This is a genomic window from Paenibacillus sp. KACC 21273, from assembly GCF_028736095.1.
Lineage (GTDB): Bacteria > Bacillota > Bacilli > Paenibacillales > Paenibacillaceae > Saccharibacillus > Saccharibacillus kyungheensis.
In genome coordinates, this window is sequence record NZ_CP117876.1 from 1010001 (window position 1) to 1025903 (window position 15903).

Here is a 15903-nt window from a genome sequence, read left to right on the forward strand (position 1 = left end):
ATCCTTGAAAACTGGATACCGAAAACGAAACATCGCGTTTTAGAAGGTTTCTTCTCTACAAACTGTGCAAACAGTGGTAGGCGAGAAATTGAAATACACCGTTTCTAATTGATTTAGAAACACTTAGGTTAAGCTACTAAGAGCACACGGTGGATGCCTAGGCGCTAGGAGCCGATGAAGGACGTGGCGAACAACGATAAGGCCTCGGGGAGCTGTAAGCAAGCTGTGATCCGGGGATGTCCGAATGGGGAAACCTAACTGGATTCATCTCCAGTTACTCACACCTGAATACATAGGGTGTGCAGAGGCAGACGAGGGGAACTGAAACATCTAAGTACCCTCAGGAACAGAAAACAAGAGTGATTCCGTCAGTAGCGGCGAGCGAACGCGGAACAGCCCAAACCAATGAGCTTGCTTGTTGGGGTTGTGGGACGTCTCTTTGGAGTTACAAAGGAGTATCGTAATTGAAGAGGTCTGGAAAGGCCCGCTAAAAAAGGTGAAAGCCCTGTAGATGAAATGATGCTCTCTCCGAGACGGATCCCGAGTAGTGCGGGGCACGTGAAACCCCGTATGAATCTGCCAGGACCATCTGGTAAGGCTAAATACTCCCTAGCGACCGATAGTGAAGCAGTACCGTGAGGGAAAGGTGAAAAGGACCCCGGAAGGGGAGTGAAATAGAACCTGAAACCGTGTGCTTACAAAAAGTCAGAGCCCTATTACTGGGTGATGGCGTGCCTTTTGTAGAATGAACCGGCGAGTTACGTTCCCGTGCAAGGTTAAGGTGAAAAGCCGGAGCCGCAGCGAAAGCGAGTCTGAATAGGGCGACTGAGTACGTGGACGTAGACCCGAAACCAGGTGATCTACCCCTGTCCAGGGTGAAGGTACGGTAACACGTACTGGAGGCCCGAACCCACGCACGTTGAAAAGTGCGGGGATGAGGTGGGGGTAGCGGAGAAATTCCAATCGAACCTGGAGATAGCTGGTTCTCCCCGAAATAGCTTTAGGGCTAGCCTCGGAAGATGAGTCGTGGAGGTAGAGCACTGATTGGATGCGGGGCCCGCAAGGGTTACCAAGTTCAGTCAAACTCCGAATGCCACAGACTTTATTCCGGGAGTCAGACAGTGAGTGCTAAGATCCATTGTCGAAAGGGAAACAGCCCAGACCATCAGCTAAGGTCCCCAAGTGTGTGTTAAGTGGGAAAGGATGTGAAGTTGCACAGACAACCAGGATGTTGGCTTAGAAGCAGCCACCATTGAAAGAGTGCGTAATAGCTCACTGGTCGAGTGACTTTGCGCCGAAAATGTAACGGGGCTAAACACACCACCGAAGCTATGGCTTGATACGTTGTATCAGGGGTAGGGGAGCGTTGAATGAAGATTGAAGGTGTACCGCAAGGAGCGCTGGACCTCATTCAAGTGAGAATGCCGGTATGAGTAACGAAAAGATCAGTGAGAATCTGATCCGCCGAAAACCCAAGGATTCCTGAGGAAGGCTCGTCCTCTCAGGGTAAGTCGGGACCTAAGGCGAGGCCGAAAGGCGTAGTCGACGGACAACAGGTTGAAATTCCTGTACCACCGAAAGCCGTTATGAGCAATGGGATGACGCAGGAGGATAGTGACGCGGACTGATGGATGTCCGTTCAAGCAGTGAGGCTGGTATGTAGGCAAATCCGCATACCCCAAGGCCAGGCTGTGATGAGGAGCGAAAATTATAGTAGCGAAGGTCATGATTTCACACTGCCAAGAAAAGTCTCTAGCCAGGAAGCAGGTGCCCGTACCGTAAACCGACACAGGTGGGTGAGAAGAGAATTCTAAGGCGCGCGGAAGAACTCTCGTTAAGGAACTCGGCAAAATGACCCCGTAACTTCGGGAGAAGGGGTGCCCCGGTAGTGTGAATAGCACGAGGGGGCCGCAGTGAAAAGGCCCAAGCGACTGTTTAGCAAAAACACAGGTCTGTGCGAAGCCGCAAGGCGAAGTATACGGGCTGACGCCTGCCCGGTGCTGGAAGGTTAAGGGGAGTGGTTAGCGCAAGCGAAGCTATGAACCGAAGCCCCAGTAAACGGCGGCCGTAACTATAACGGTCCTAAGGTAGCGAAATTCCTTGTCAGGTAAATTCTGACCCGCACGAATGGCGTAACGATTTGGGCGCTGTCTCAACGAGAGATCCGGTGAAATTTTAATACCTGTGAAGATGCAGGTTACCCGCGACAAGACGGAAAGACCCCATGGAGCTTTACTGCAACTTGATATTGAACTGGGGTGCGATTTGTACAGGATAGGTGGGAGCCGTAGACATCGGAGCGCAAGCTTCGTTGAGGCGCCGTTGGGATACCACCCTGATCGCATTTGAGTTCTAACCTCGTACCGTGATCCGGTACAGGGACCGTGTCAGGTGGGCAGTTTGACTGGGGCGGTCGCCTCCTAAAGTGTAACGGAGGCGCCCTAAGGTTCCCTCAGAATGGTTGGAAATCATTCGAAGAGTGTAAAGGCATAAGGGAGCTTGACTGCGAGACAGACACGTCGAGCAGGGACGAAAGTCGGGCTTAGTGATCCGGTGGTACCGCATGGAAGGGCCATCGCTCAACGGATAAAAGCTACCCTGGGGATAACAGGCTTATCTCCCCCAAGAGTCCACATCGACGGGGAGGTTTGGCACCTCGATGTCGGCTCATCGCATCCTGGGGCTGAAGTAGGTCCCAAGGGTTGGGCTGTTCGCCCATTAAAGCGGTACGCGAGCTGGGTTCAGAACGTCGTGAGACAGTTCGGTCCCTATCTGTCGTGGGCGTAGGAAATTTGAGAGGAGCTGTCCTTAGTACGAGAGGACCGGGATGGACGCACCGCTGGTGTACCAGTTGTTCCGCCAGGAGCATCGCTGGGTAGCTACGTGCGGAAGGGATAAGCGCTGAAAGCATCTAAGCGTGAAGCCCCCCTCAAGATGAGATTTCCCAGTATGTAAGACCCCTTGTAGACGACGAGGTCAATAGGTTGGGGGTGGAAGTGCCGCAAGGCATGGAGCTGACCAATACTAATCGGTCGAGGGCTTATCCAATAAAGCTAACACGCGATGTTTTTCGTTTTCGGATTCAGTTTTCAGGGAGCAACACACCTGCCCGTTTGGTAATGATGGCGGAGGGGTTCCACACGTACCCATCCCGAACACGACCGTTAAGCCCTCCAGCGCCGATGGTACTTGGACCGCAGGGTCCTGGGAGAGTAGGACGTTGCCAAGCAAAGCAAGACGATTGACCGTTTCGAGGAGAGATCCGGCGAAGCGGTGACTATTCCCTGATAGCTCAGTTGGTAGAGCACTCGACTGTTAATCGAGTTGTCACAGGTTCGAGTCCTGTTCGGGGAGCCATATGGAGAGGTGTCCGAGTTGGCCGAAGGAGCACGATTGGAAATCGTGTAGGCGTCACAAGCGTCTCGAGGGTTCGAATCCCTCTCTCTCCGCCACAAGTAAGGCCCGTTGGTCAAGTGGTTAAGACACCTCCCTTTCACGGAGGTAACAGGGGTTCGAGTCCCCTACGGGTCATATCTTTTCTTTCATTACATTGTTAAGTTTAGTAACATTGCTTATAAAAATAACTTGACAATGCTAATCAAAAAATGATATAATATGTTTTGTGTCACAATGGAGGTTTAGCTCAGCTGGGAGAGCATCTGCCTTACAAGCAGAGGGTCGGCGGTTCGATCCCGTCAACCTCCACCATAGAATACTATAGTAAGAACAATGACGCGGGGTGGAGCAGTCCGGTAGCTCGTCGGGCTCATAACCCGAAGGTCACAGGTTCAAATCCTGTCCCCGCAATTAATCTGGAACCGTGGTGTAGGGGTTAACATGCCTGCCTGTCACGCAGGAGATCGCGGGTTCAAATCCCGTCGGTTCCGCCATTAATTGCTTTATAAAAGTATCAACTCACTACATTAATAGATGGTTATCATCGTGATTGAGTAGAAGAGTCGACACACAGCAATACATTAGACTACGGCTCGGTAGCTCAGTCGGTAGAGCAGAGGACTGAAAATCCTCGTGTCGGCGGTTCGATTCCGTCCCGAGCCACCATTTAGCTTAATGTATAACACTTGCCGGTGTAGCTCAGTTGGTAGAGCAACTGACTTGTAATCAGTAGGTCGGGGGTTCAAATCCTCTCGCCGGCACCATCTTTTTTTTATTTATTGTGGAGGCTTAGCGAAGTGGCCAAACGCAGCAGACTGTAAATCTGTTCTCTCCGAGTTCGGTGGTTCGAATCCATCAGCCTCCACCAGTTTTGAAGGGGCATAGTTTAAAGGTAGAACAACGGTCTCCAAAACCGTTAGTGTGGGTTCAATTCCTGCTGCCCCTGCCAATATAACATTAATGATTTATTTTATAGCATGGCGATCGTGGCGAAGGGGTTAACGCACCGGACTGTGACTCCGGCATTCGTGGGTTCAAGTCCCATCGGTCGCCCTTTTTATTGGGGATTAGCCAAGCGGTAAGGCAACGGACTTTGACTCCGTCATGCATAGGTTCAAATCCTATATCCCCAGCCATTATTTACTTTTACTTAAATGATATGTAAGCGGACGTGGCTCAGCGGTAGAGCATCGCCTTGCCAAGGCGAGGGTCGTGGGTTCGATTCCCATCGTCCGCTCCAAATTTTACAATATAATATGGCGCCATAGCCAAGTGGTAAGGCACAGCTCTGCAAAAGCTCTATCCCCAGTTCGAATCTGGGTGGCGCCTCCAGTTATTTTTTAAATTCTTGCGCCCTTAGCTCAGCTGGATAGAGCGTTTGACTACGAATCAAAAGGCCAGGAGTTCGAATCTCTTAGGGCGCGCCATTTTAGCTCTTATGTTTTAAATGGAAGTACCAAAAAAATAGCATTATTTTTACTTAGCCGGTGTGGCGGAATTGGCAGACGCGCGCGACTCAAAATCGTGAGGGAAACCGTGGGGGTTCGAGTCCCTTCACCGGCATACACATGAAAAGCACTAGATCAAATGATCTAGTGCTTTTTTTATTTGCTTTTTTAGAATCACACAGCATACTTGTTCAGTATGTAGTATGTAGTATGTAGTATGTAGTATGTAGTATGTAGTATGTAGTATGTAGTATGTAGTATGTAGTATGTAGTATGTAGTATGTAGTATGTAGTATGTAGTATGTAGTATGTAGTATGTAGTATGTAGTATGTAGTATGTAGTATGTAGTATGTACTTAAATTGAATATATATAAGTTAATCGGATAATTCACAAGGGCTCCCCGTCTAAGGTCTAGGATAAAAAACCACCTGTAGTCCATTTTGCAGAATACAATTCTACTTTACAATGTGTATATAAGGCAAAGACAACATTTGCTACAACCAGATAGGAAAGTAAAAAGGTACTTGCTTTACAATCTTAAAGTATTGTTATCTGGCTAAAGATCAACATCTAAGAAGTGTATACCGAAAATGATGAATACCAATAACGAGGTAAAGGAGGTGGAACATTTGCGCATAAATCGTAAAAGTATAGCTGCTTTTGCATTAATTTTCATCGGTGTGTTGATGGTTTTTGGCAAATTTTTACCCGAAGTACATAGTCTACTCAGTTATCTGATAGGACTATTATTCCCAGTCGCATTACTTGTACTTGGATATTATGCTTTACAAAGCGGACATCGATTTTTAGGAATTGCATTATCCGTTATAGGTGCGTGTATCCTATTTGCTAAATTGTCTTGGATTATCGGGCCTGCTATTGGAATCGCATTAATATGGTGGGGTTATTCATTACTAAAAAATCGTCATCATCAACAAGAACAGAATAGAATGTTCTAAACAGATCATATTCTTTATGTAAATCACTTCTTATTGTTGATGTACAGGCTGTGAATGGGTAACATTCTAATAAAGCGATTTATATTGTACGATATAAAGATAATAAGATGTTATTACGAAATATTGTAAGTTATTTTTGAAAAAAGTAGTAAAATATTAGTAATAGTTGATTTCATCTGTTATTCATACTTGTTCGATATGATGCAATACGATATAGATGAATATCAAAAAAGATCACTTGTGATCAAGCAAGGGAGGGAGCAATTATTCATGAACGTTTTTAAACGTGTACGTGATATTACGGTGGCTACTTTAAATGAAAGATTAGAACAGAGTCAAGATCCTGTGAGAATGATTGATCAATTTCTTTTAGATACACGACGTGCTATTACAGAAGCTGAACAATTGCAGCATCATGTGACTCAACATACACGTCAGTTAAAACAACATGTAGATCAGGCATCTGCGATGCGTCAAAAGCGCGAAGAACAAGCGATGTTAGCTCTACAGGCTGAAGAAGAAGATTTGGCTCGTATGGCTTTGCAAGAAAAAGTGATGTATGAAGAAAAAGAAAATCAGTATTCTGAATTGTTGGATCAAAATACAGAAGCTTTGCGAGAAGTACAGGCTCAATTAAATACATTAAAATCAGAGTACCAAGCAGTCTATAGCAAACGTGAGTATTATTATGCTCGTATGGAGACTCTTCGTTTGCAACAACAGATGAATCGTCGTTTTGGTAATGCGGTACAAAGCACACCACAAGCATTTGGACGATTAGAAGATCGCATTTCTGATTGGGAGATTGAAGCCAAAGCATTACGGGATTTGCGAAATGGTGATTCTTATTCTTCTGGTTCAGGCACAACGAATGGTGTGTCGTTAGATGAGGAATTGGAACGGTTAAGACGTAAGCTTGATGCAGATCGTAAGGAGGAGTAATATGCGTCCGAAGTTATATCGTTCAAATCATGATCGGATTTTGACGGGACTTAGTGGCGGTCTAGCTGAATATTTTCAGATTAATCCTACGTTGTTGCGGGTTCTGTTAATATTAAGTATTCCTTTTACCGGAACAACGACAGTGTTGATCTATATTATTGCAGCACTGATTGTACCTAAACAACCGCCAGTATATCGTCCTTTTGAACAAAGTCCTTTTCATGAAGAATATCAAGAAGATCGTTATGGTCCGCGTCAAAGTTATGGCGGATACTGGGGTACTTCACAAAATGCGTATGAACCTAATACGTATGATGCTCCACAAAAAAGCAATTCTCGTTATTTTGGGAAAAACCGCCCTCCACAACAAGCTCCAGATCAGACATCCAAATCAAATGGTGATCTTGATTCGATGATGGAAGGTATTGAAAATAAAGCTTTACGTAAAGAAGTAGAACAATTAAGAAAAAAAGTCGCTCAATATGAGAAGGGAGATTTATAATATGGGAGTTTTTAAAAGATTGAAAGATATGACTAAGGCATCGGTGAATGATTTACTAGATAAGGTAGAAGATCCAATTGTAATGTTAAATCAATATCTGCGTGATATGGAAGCAGAAATTCATCAAGCAGAGGTTACTGTAGCTAAACAAATGGCAAATGAACGTCGTATGAAACAACGTTTTGATGAAGCTGCACGTGTAGGTATGCAACGTGAAAGCCAAGCAACCGCTGCACTTAAAAATGGTCAAGAAGAAGTGGCTCGTAAATTGCTAGAAGAAAAGTTGTATTTTGATCAAAAATTCACTGAGTATTCTGAAATGCACAGCCAAGCTAAAGAGCAAGTGACAGATATGATGAACCAATTGCATGAAATGAAAGACGAGTTCTACAAAATGCGTAACAAACGTAATGAATTGGTTTCTCGTGCTCAAATGGCAAAAGCGAAAAAACAAATGGCTCAAGTAAGTTCTGTAAATTCAATTGATAAAGGCGGCGCTTCGCTTGGATTTAACCGCATGGAAGAGAAAATCATGCAAATGGAAGCAGAAGCAGATGTAATGCGTGCTCCTTACCGTTCTGGTTATGGATCAAGCCCGTATGTGAGTGCAGAAGATGCAGAAAAACAACTTAGAGTGGATGAGCAATTGAATTTGCTGAAAAGTAAATTAGCACCTAAAACGATTGAATCTAATCCATCTGAAGGTCCATCTCTTTCTAAAGAAGATACACAATATTAATTTGTTCTTTTGAGCAGACTAAGTGCTCATAGATGTTATATAGCTATTCATAGATGTAAATCATAGTTATTAAAATGACAATATGATATGCTAGAACAGGCGAAGCCATACAGCGTATGTGTCATCATGCGGGTATGGCTTTTCTATTATTAGCAGTAAAGGAGGTGCGGTTATGGGAAGAAAAAGAAAAATATTTGCAGTGTTATTAATTGCGATTGGCTTGCAGGTGCTTTTGGGTGTATCATTTGGCTTTTTTACGGTTGCCGCACTTCTTTTGTTGCTAATTGGAATTATGCGTTTACGTAGTGGAGCGATGAGACAAGGGTATATTTTCGGCGGAATAGGATTAGGGTTATTGTTGTTAGATCATTTGATGATTGTGGTCGGGGTTACTTTGATATCGCTAGGATGGTTTTATGTACATGCTAATAAAGTCCATCGGGGACAACCATATCGTTTGAAACAAGGATTTATCACAAATATGCGTTATGATCGTGAACCGTGGATGATGCAAAGTTCTAGTTCATGGCATGCTATCGGAGATATTGATTGTGATCTGTCGCTGGCTATGCCTGATGAATCGGAGACTGTTCTTTATTTTCAAGGAATATTAGGAGATCTGGACTTTTCGATACCAGAAGATTATGGTGTAGAAATTGAAGCTTATTTATTGTTTGGTCAGATTGGCTGTGAATCGAATGGATATCCTATAGCAGAACGGCAACAAGGAGTGCAGAATCGATTGCAATGGAAATCAGCTAATTATGCTACCAGTAAACAAAAAGTGAAGTTGGTTATTTCGTATATTGCAGGAGATTTAAATATTCGATTATCCTCGTAATCTGTTTATGCAAAAGTAGACTTTTACAGCAGTAGCAGTAGGCTATTTCTATCAAGCTAATGAATGGATAAAAGGTACTAAATTTTTAAAAAGTCAGAAAAGCAGGAGGACTTGATACGTGAAAAAAAGAAAACCTGCTGACTTGATTGTCCGCAGTATGAGTGAAGGGGTTTTACTGTCCTTCTTATTACTGGTTATTATTATTTATGTACTATATACCTCTGGTCATTTGAAAATAGATTTATCCTGGCCTTCTTTATTACAGACTGGTGCAGCGTTATTGGTACCGGTTATTGTTGTAGGTGCATTATATGGTTTATATCATGCGCTTAGGCTCAAAATGCGTCTGGATAAATTACGGGATACGTTATTGATGTGGGAAAAAGGCAATTGGTCGCAAGCGGCTCCTCAATGGGGAAATGATGAATGGTCACGACTGGGTGAGCAAATTGATCGCATCGGTAAAAAGTGGGAAGATCAGATTAGTAGTCTGCAACGTTTATCTACTAACAATGCACAATTGGCAGAACAGGCTAGAATTACAGCTATTATCGAAGAACGTCAGCGTTTAGCGCGAGAATTGCATGATGCAGTCTCTCAGCAGTTGTTTGCGATTTCGATGACAGCGACAGCGATAGGACGTACTTTTGATAGTAATCCAGCCCGTGCTAAGCGTCAGGTTGAATTAATAGAAGAAATGTCATCTGTTGCACAATCGGAAATGAGAGCGCTACTATTGCATCTTCGCCCTGTATATCTAGAAGGGAAGCGTCTGTCTCAGGGGTTACGGGAATTAATTCGCGAATTGCAAGCCAAAATCCCGATGGAAATTACTTTGGATATGGATGATGATCTGCGGTTGTTAAAAGGAGTAGAAAATCATATTTTCCGTATTGTACAGGAGTCTTTATCAAATACACTACGTCATGCCAAAGCCGAGCGGATGGAGATTCGGATCGTGCAAAAGGTAGATTCTGTACGGGTAACTTTGAAAGATGATGGAATCGGATTTGAATTAAACGAAACCAAACAAGCTTCTTACGGCTTATCTACAATGAAGGAACGAACAAATGAACTCGGAGGCACTATTCAATACATAACTGCTCCTGGAAAAGGAACACGTATAGAGATTGTGATTCCGATTGTGACTTTAAATACGGAAGAAAGCAGGTGGGGATAATACAATGGAAAACGATGAGCAATTGATCAAAGTATTATTAGTCGACGATCATGAGATGGTTCGTATTGGACTTGCGGCTGTACTAGACACAGAAGATGGTATTGAAGTGGTGGGTGAAGCAAGTAACGGAGAAGAAGGTATTCGTCTTGCGCAAGAATACAAACCGGATGTCATTCTAATGGATCTTGTGATGGAAGGTATGGACGGTATCGAAACAACAAGACGTGTATTGCAGATCAATTCTGATTGTAAAGTGATTGTACTGACAAGTTATTTGGATGATGAAAAAATGTATCCTGTGATCGAAGCAGGTGCTTTTAGTTATTTGCTTAAAACATCCCGTGCTAGTGAAATAGCAGATGCTATTCGAGCTGCTGCTAGAGGACAATCAGTGCTGGAATCACAAGTGGCTTCTAAAATGATGAGTCGCTTTCGTGAGCCACTTGAACGTGCACTTCATGAAGAATTAACAGATCGTGAAATGGATGTCCTTCGCTTACTAGCACAAGGTAAATCCAATCAAGATATTGCAGATGAATTAATTATCGGTATCAAAACGGTCAAATTCCATGTAACAAATTTGCTAGCCAAGTTAGGTGTAGAAGATCGTACACAGGCTGCAATTTATGCGTATAAAAACGGATTAGCCGAGTGATACACTATTTGCGTACAGATATCAAATTTATTTGCAAAAGATATAAGTACTTCTTATAGTGGTCAGATAGCGATAGATAGGGTAATTATGGTAGAATACGTTTACCACATTACAGATTTTACATAGAAAGTTGAGGAGCTATGACTGGAAAACAAAATCTTGAGACATTGCAGACACCAAGTGCGGTATTTTTCATTTTTGGAGCAACCGGGGATTTGGCAAGACGTAAATTGTTTCCTGCTATTTATAGTTTGTATCGTGAAGGTAAACTTGCAGAGGATTTTGCAGTCATTGGTGTAGCGCGTCGACCGCGTACCAATGAAGAATTTCGGGAAGATCTCCATCAGTCTATCATAGAGTTTTGTCGCTACAAGATCGGAGCCGAAGAAGATTGGACTCGATTTGCAGAACATTTTGAATATAAATCGTTAGATATTAACAATGTCGCCGGTTTCCAAGAGTTAAGAGAACAAACAGAAGTGATTGAGAATAAGTACGGTATCCCAGGCAACCGATTCTTTTTCTTAGCACTTGCACCTGAACTATTTGGCAGTGTATCGCTTAACCTTCGTGCAGGTGGCATGATGGATGGTACAGGCTGGAATCGTCTGGTGATTGAGAAGCCTTTCGGATATGATCTGGAATCTGCACGCAAACTTAATGCAGAGATCAATGAAGTGTTTGAAGAAGATGAAATTTATCGGATTGACCACTATTTAGGTAAAGAAATGGTGCAAAATATCGAAGTGATTCGATTTGCGAATGCTTTCTTTGAACCATTGTGGAACAATCAGCATATTTCAAATATTCAGATTACGCTTAGTGAAACGGTCGGAGTCGAAGAACGTGGTGGATATTATGATCATTCCGGTGCATTGCGTGATATGGGACAGAACCATATGTTGCAAATGTTAGCGATGATCGCGATGGAACCGCCAAGTCGTCTATTACCTGAAGATATTCATGATGAAAAGGTAAAAGTGCTTCGCTCTCTTCGGGCATATATGACACCAGAAGAAGTGGATCAAAATGTAGTACGTGGTCAATATACAGCAGGTGAATCTAAAGGTAAAACATTACCTGGATATCGTGAAGAAGACAAAGTAGATCCTGCTTCTAATACAGAAACGTATTTTGCAGCACGATTATTTGTAGATAATTTCCGCTGGTCAGGTGTACCTTTCTATATTCGTACTGGTAAACGTCTACCTGTGAAAACAACGGAGATTATTGTTGAATTCAAGCGGACACCAACAAATGTATATCTTGGACAGCGTCATAATCTAGAGCCGAATCTATTGGTTATTCGTGTCAATCCAATGGAAGGTATTTATATCAAAATCAATGCTAAAAAACCAGGTTCTGATTCTGAAATTCAACCACTTGCGATGGATTTCTGTCAAAGTTGTATGATCGGAATCAACTCGCCAGAAGCGTATGAAAGCTTGATCGAAGATGCAGCCCAAGGAGATTCGACATACTTTACCCGTTGGGATGAAGTATCTGCGGCTTGGAGCTTTATCGATCATATTGCGGATGCATGGGCACAGAACCCTACAGATGTAAAACCATATCCTGCTGGTTCTTGGGGACCCGATGCAACTCATCTATTGCTTCAGCAAGATGGATATCATTGGTGGCCTGTGAATGGTCAAGATGAAGATGATGTGATTTGGCAAATGGGAAGTAGCAATTAACGCTGATGTTTATCTAGTTTTGCTATATGTGTAAGTAAGTCGTTTCCTTTACTGCTATTCGGCAGTGAGGAAGCGGCTTTTTTGTTTTGAAGTATGTTAGAAAGAGAGACTTTGATAAAAGATAAAAGATAAAAGATAAAAGATAAAAGATAAAAGATAAAAGATAAACATCGGGGATATCCTTCGGGTACTTGGTCGTGCAACAGGAATTGACACGTTAAAAGAAGCAGTGTGTACTCAACTTGAAGAGATTGACGCAGAGATACGCAGGTTGGACGAACTCAAGACAAGTCTGATCCTTTTGTTGAGTAAAGAAGATGCGGAAATCGTGAGCTATGTAGAATCGTTCCGACGTAGCGACAAATAGGAAGCGTCCGCGATTTCTTCTCTTATTTTGTGTCGTAAATGTGTTATAATAGAGGGATGAACCAAGAGGAGAAGGGAACGTGGAAATGAGTAAAACGATAGATCAAGCTTTGCAAAATGAAGTCGACAAACGCAGAACGTTTGCCATTATATCTCACCCGGATGCCGGGAAAACAACATTAACAGAAAAATTATTGCTATTCGGGGGCGCTATCCGTGAAGCGGGTTCGGTTAAAGCTCGTAAAGCAAATAAACATGCGACCAGTGACTGGATGGCGATTGAGAAGCAACGGGGTATCTCGGTTACTTCTTCAGTGATGCAATTCGATTATAATGGACATCGTATTAATATACTGGATACACCGGGTCACCAAGATTTTAGTGAAGATACGTATCGTACGTTAACTGCGGCAGATGCAGCAGTGATGTTGATTGACGTTGCTAAAGGTGTAGAAGCACAGACGATCAAACTATTTAAAGTATGTGCTCAACGTGGTATTCCAATCTTTACTTTTATTAACAAATTAGACCGCGAAGGACAAAGTCCTTTTGAATTGATGGAAGAATTAGAGCAAGTACTAGGTATTCGTTCTGTACCTATGAACTGGCCGATCGGTATGGGACGCGAGCTGTCTGGTGTCTATGATCGGATGAAAACACGGGTTGAATTGTTTAATGGGAAAGACCATTCTACAATTGAAGTGCAAAAAGTAGAAGATTATCGCGATCCAATTATTAAAGAAATGGCTGGCGAGTTTTTGTATGATCAGCTTTGCCAAGATATTGAATTGTTGGATGTAGCAGGTGATCCTTTTGATTATGATAAAGTATTACGTGGTGAATTAACGCCTATCTTTTTCGGTAGTGCAGTTAATAACTTTGGTGTGCAGACATTCTTAGAAAATTTCTTGGAGCTTGCACCCAAACCAGAACCACGCCGTAGTACAGCAGGTATGATCGATCCAATGAACGATAAGTTCAGCGGATATGTATTTAAAATTCAAGCGAATATGAATCCAGCTCACCGTGACCGGATTGCCTTTTTACGTGTAGTATCCGGTAAGTTCGAACGTGGTATGAGTGTTCGTCATGTACGTGTAGGTAAAGAGATCAAACTAGCACAACCACAACAATTTTTGGCACAGGATCGTGATATTGTCCAAACGGCTTATCCTGGCGATATTGTAGGTTTGTTCGATCCAGGTATTTTCCGTATAGGAGATTCGTTAAGTCAGGGTTCTGATATTATTTTCGATGAATTGCCTACGTTCTCGCCTGAGATTTTTGCTAAAGTGACTGTAAAAAATGCACTCAAGCACAAACAGTACCAAAAAGGAATCGATCAGTTAACAGAAGAAGGTACGATTCAAGTATTTAATACTGTTAGCTTTGATGAAACGATTCTAGGTGTAGTAGGACAACTGCAATTTGAAGTATTTGAATATCGGATGAAAAATGAGTATGGTGTAGATGTACAATTGCAACGGATGCCTTTCCAATTTGCACGCTGGATTATTACAGATAAAGTAGATGCTTCCAAATTCCGTATCAACTCTACACTGGTTAAAGATAAAAAAGGCAATCATGTTGTCCTATTTGAAAATGAGTATGCGATGCGTACAGCAATCGACAAAAATCCAGATGCTCAGTTTTTGGAAATGGCTCCTTAATCAGAAATATAGCATATGCTTATGAAAAGCTTGGAGGTTACAATATGCCTAGAAAGCAGTATGCCATTATTGGTATCGGACGCTTTGGTTCTAGCATTGCCAAAACATTGAGTGAAATGGGCTTTGACGTATTGGCTATCGATTCAGATGAACACCGTATACAAGAAGTATCCAAAATCGTAACTCAAGCCGTAACAGCTGATTCTACCGATGAAGAAGCTTTGCGCTCATTGGGATTACGTAACTTTGATGTAGTCGTTGTTGCGATTGGAGAAGATATTCAATCCAGTATCTTAACAACACTGATTCTTAAAGAAATGGATATTCCAACGATTCTGGTGAAAGCACAAAATGAACTGCATGGTAAAGTATTAACTCGGATCGGTGCAGACAAAGTCATTTTCCCGGAACGTGATATGGGTGTGCGGGTAGCGCATCATTTGACATCACCGAATGTGCTGGATTATATCGAAATTTCAGAAGATTACAGCATAGTGGAAATGAAAGCGTCTGAGCCGATGATCGGTTCGAATCTAAAAGAACTCAATATTCGTGTCAGATATAGCTGTAATGTAATGGCGATCAAACGTGGCAACCAGATGAATATTGCGCCTTCACCGGATGAGCGTCTCAAACCGGATGATATTCTGGTTATTGTTGGTCAAAAAAATGATCTGCTCAAAATGGAATTAGGTCTGGAAGAATGACCGAAATTCTATCGACCCAGAATGCTAAAGTCAAGGAATGGGCGCAATTGCTTGAGAAAAAGCATCGGGATAAGCAGGGTAAATTTATTGTAGAAGGTATTCATTTAGTGAGCGAAGTTCTTCGCAGTGATTGGGATATCGATTGTATCGTCTATGATACAGAGAAAGGCATTCCTGCTGAGTTGCGCGAAGATATCGCTCATTATTCTGGTGGAGCTCAGTATATTGCGGTATCTGAAGCTATACTTGCCAAATGTACAGATACCAAAACGCCACAGCCTGTTTTTGCTATTGTATACAAACGTAATGCGCTCACAGATCGCTTGCTTGAGATAGAGCATAGTCTAGTGATGGTACTGGATAATGTACAAGATCCGGGAAATGTGGGCACGATTATTCGTAGTAGCGATGCGGCAGGGGCAACCGGTATTGTACTTGGTAAAGGTTGCGCTGATCTGTATAATCCCAAAACAATTCGTTCGACAATGGGTTCCTTGTTTCATTTGCCTGTGATTGAAAGTGATCTTAGTGAACTGTTACCTGTTGCGAAGCAAAAAGGGCATCTCGTGCTCAGTACATCGTTACAAGCCAGTCAATCTTGTTATGAATTTAATTTTACAGCAGGAGCTTGGATCGTGATCGGCAATGAAGGCAAAGGCATTTCAGCAGAAGTATCGCAGTTAGTAGATCAGCATATTTTGATTCCGATGCAAGGACAAGCAGAATCGCTAAATGCGGCGATGGCATCGACGATACTGTTATTTGAAGCGATGCGTCAGCGGATATCTTAATGATCTAA

The 15903-nt window shown here is 42.8% G+C and carries 11 protein-coding genes, 16 tRNA genes and 2 rRNA genes; all 29 read left to right on the plus strand.

The window, feature by feature from the left end:
- Nucleotides 1-126 precede the first annotated feature (126 nt).
- The 29 genes from PQ460_RS04635 to PQ460_RS04775 all read left to right on the plus strand — a co-directional run bounded on the left by PQ460_RS04635 (nt 127) and on the right by PQ460_RS04775 (nt 15895).
- Nucleotides 127-3048 (plus strand): 23S ribosomal RNA (locus PQ460_RS04635).
- A 64-nt stretch (nt 3049-3112) separates the two neighbouring features.
- Nucleotides 3113-3229 (plus strand): 5S ribosomal RNA (rrf, locus tag PQ460_RS04640).
- 52 nt (nt 3230-3281) lie between these two features.
- Nucleotides 3282-3357 (plus strand) — tRNA-Asn (locus PQ460_RS04645).
- Between the two features lie 3 nt (nt 3358-3360).
- Nucleotides 3361-3452: transfer RNA gene (locus tag PQ460_RS04650), tRNA-Ser, on the plus strand.
- 7 nt (nt 3453-3459) lie between these two features.
- Nucleotides 3460-3531: transfer RNA gene (locus PQ460_RS04655), tRNA-Glu, on the plus strand.
- Nucleotides 3532-3632: 101 nt separating this feature from the next.
- Nucleotides 3633-3708, plus strand: a tRNA-Val gene (locus PQ460_RS04660).
- A 25-nt stretch (nt 3709-3733) separates the two neighbouring features.
- Nucleotides 3734-3807 (plus strand) — tRNA-Met (locus PQ460_RS04665).
- Between the two features lie 7 nt (nt 3808-3814).
- Nucleotides 3815-3890: transfer RNA gene (locus PQ460_RS04670), tRNA-Asp, on the plus strand.
- Nucleotides 3891-3986: 96 nt separating this feature from the next.
- Nucleotides 3987-4062: transfer RNA gene (locus PQ460_RS04675), tRNA-Phe, on the plus strand.
- A gap of 22 nt (nt 4063-4084) precedes the next feature.
- Nucleotides 4085-4160, plus strand: a tRNA-Thr gene (locus PQ460_RS04680).
- A gap of 19 nt (nt 4161-4179) precedes the next feature.
- Nucleotides 4180-4264: transfer RNA gene (locus tag PQ460_RS04685), tRNA-Tyr, on the plus strand.
- A gap of 7 nt (nt 4265-4271) precedes the next feature.
- A tRNA-Trp gene (locus PQ460_RS04690) sits at nt 4272-4345 on the plus strand.
- A 31-nt stretch (nt 4346-4376) separates the two neighbouring features.
- Nucleotides 4377-4449: transfer RNA gene (locus PQ460_RS04695), tRNA-His, on the plus strand.
- Between the two features lie 8 nt (nt 4450-4457).
- Nucleotides 4458-4532 (plus strand) — tRNA-Gln (locus PQ460_RS04700).
- Nucleotides 4533-4561: 29 nt separating this feature from the next.
- A tRNA-Gly gene (locus PQ460_RS04705) sits at nt 4562-4636 on the plus strand.
- 18 nt (nt 4637-4654) lie between these two features.
- Nucleotides 4655-4728: transfer RNA gene (locus tag PQ460_RS04710), tRNA-Cys, on the plus strand.
- Between the two features lie 18 nt (nt 4729-4746).
- Nucleotides 4747-4823 (plus strand) — tRNA-Arg (locus PQ460_RS04715).
- 56 nt (nt 4824-4879) lie between these two features.
- A tRNA-Leu gene (locus PQ460_RS04720) sits at nt 4880-4959 on the plus strand.
- A 516-nt stretch (nt 4960-5475) separates the two neighbouring features.
- The gene (locus PQ460_RS04725; RefSeq protein WP_274171902.1) at nt 5476-5805 is read left to right on the plus strand and encodes a hypothetical protein; all 330 of its coding nucleotides are present in this window, start codon (nt 5476-5478) and stop codon (nt 5803-5805) included.
- A 270-nt stretch (nt 5806-6075) separates the two neighbouring features.
- Nucleotides 6076-6747: a PspA/IM30 family protein gene (locus PQ460_RS04730; RefSeq protein ID WP_274171903.1), complete on the plus strand. Its 672-nt coding sequence runs from the start codon at nt 6076-6078 to the stop codon at nt 6745-6747.
- Nucleotide 6748: 1 nt separating this feature from the next.
- A complete protein-coding gene (locus PQ460_RS04735) occupies nt 6749-7249 on the plus strand; it encodes a PspC domain-containing protein (protein ID WP_273613548.1) in 501 nt (166 codons plus the stop codon).
- Nucleotide 7250: 1 nt separating this feature from the next.
- Nucleotides 7251-7988: a PspA/IM30 family protein gene (locus PQ460_RS04740; protein ID WP_274171904.1), complete on the plus strand. Its 738-nt coding sequence runs from the start codon at nt 7251-7253 to the stop codon at nt 7986-7988.
- A gap of 172 nt (nt 7989-8160) precedes the next feature.
- Complete coding sequence (gene liaF / locus PQ460_RS04745; RefSeq protein ID WP_274171905.1) at nt 8161-8829, plus strand: cell wall-active antibiotics response protein LiaF; 669 nt, start codon at nt 8161-8163, stop codon at nt 8827-8829.
- Between the two features lie 118 nt (nt 8830-8947).
- Nucleotides 8948-10009, plus strand: coding sequence for a sensor histidine kinase (locus PQ460_RS04750; protein ID WP_274171906.1), 1062 nt, complete (start codon nt 8948-8950; stop codon nt 10007-10009).
- Nucleotides 10010-10013: 4 nt separating this feature from the next.
- Entirely contained in the window at nt 10014-10664 is a 651-nt protein-coding gene (locus PQ460_RS04755; RefSeq protein WP_273613544.1) for a response regulator, read from the plus strand.
- Nucleotides 10665-10804: 140 nt separating this feature from the next.
- Nucleotides 10805-12361, plus strand: a complete 1557-nt coding sequence (zwf, locus tag PQ460_RS04760) for a glucose-6-phosphate dehydrogenase (RefSeq protein WP_274171907.1) — start codon at nt 10805-10807, stop codon at nt 12359-12361.
- A gap of 452 nt (nt 12362-12813) precedes the next feature.
- The gene (locus tag PQ460_RS04765) at nt 12814-14397 is read left to right on the plus strand and encodes a peptide chain release factor 3 (protein WP_274171908.1); all 1584 of its coding nucleotides are present in this window, start codon (nt 12814-12816) and stop codon (nt 14395-14397) included.
- Nucleotides 14398-14441: 44 nt separating this feature from the next.
- On the plus strand, nt 14442-15104 hold the full coding sequence (locus PQ460_RS04770; RefSeq protein WP_274171909.1) for a potassium channel family protein: 663 nt from the start codon (nt 14442-14444) through the stop codon (nt 15102-15104).
- Complete coding sequence (locus PQ460_RS04775; RefSeq protein WP_274171910.1) at nt 15101-15895, plus strand: TrmH family RNA methyltransferase; 795 nt, start codon at nt 15101-15103, stop codon at nt 15893-15895. The genes PQ460_RS04770 and PQ460_RS04775 overlap by 4 nt, the downstream gene beginning before the upstream one ends.
- Nucleotides 15896-15903 lie beyond the last annotated feature (8 nt).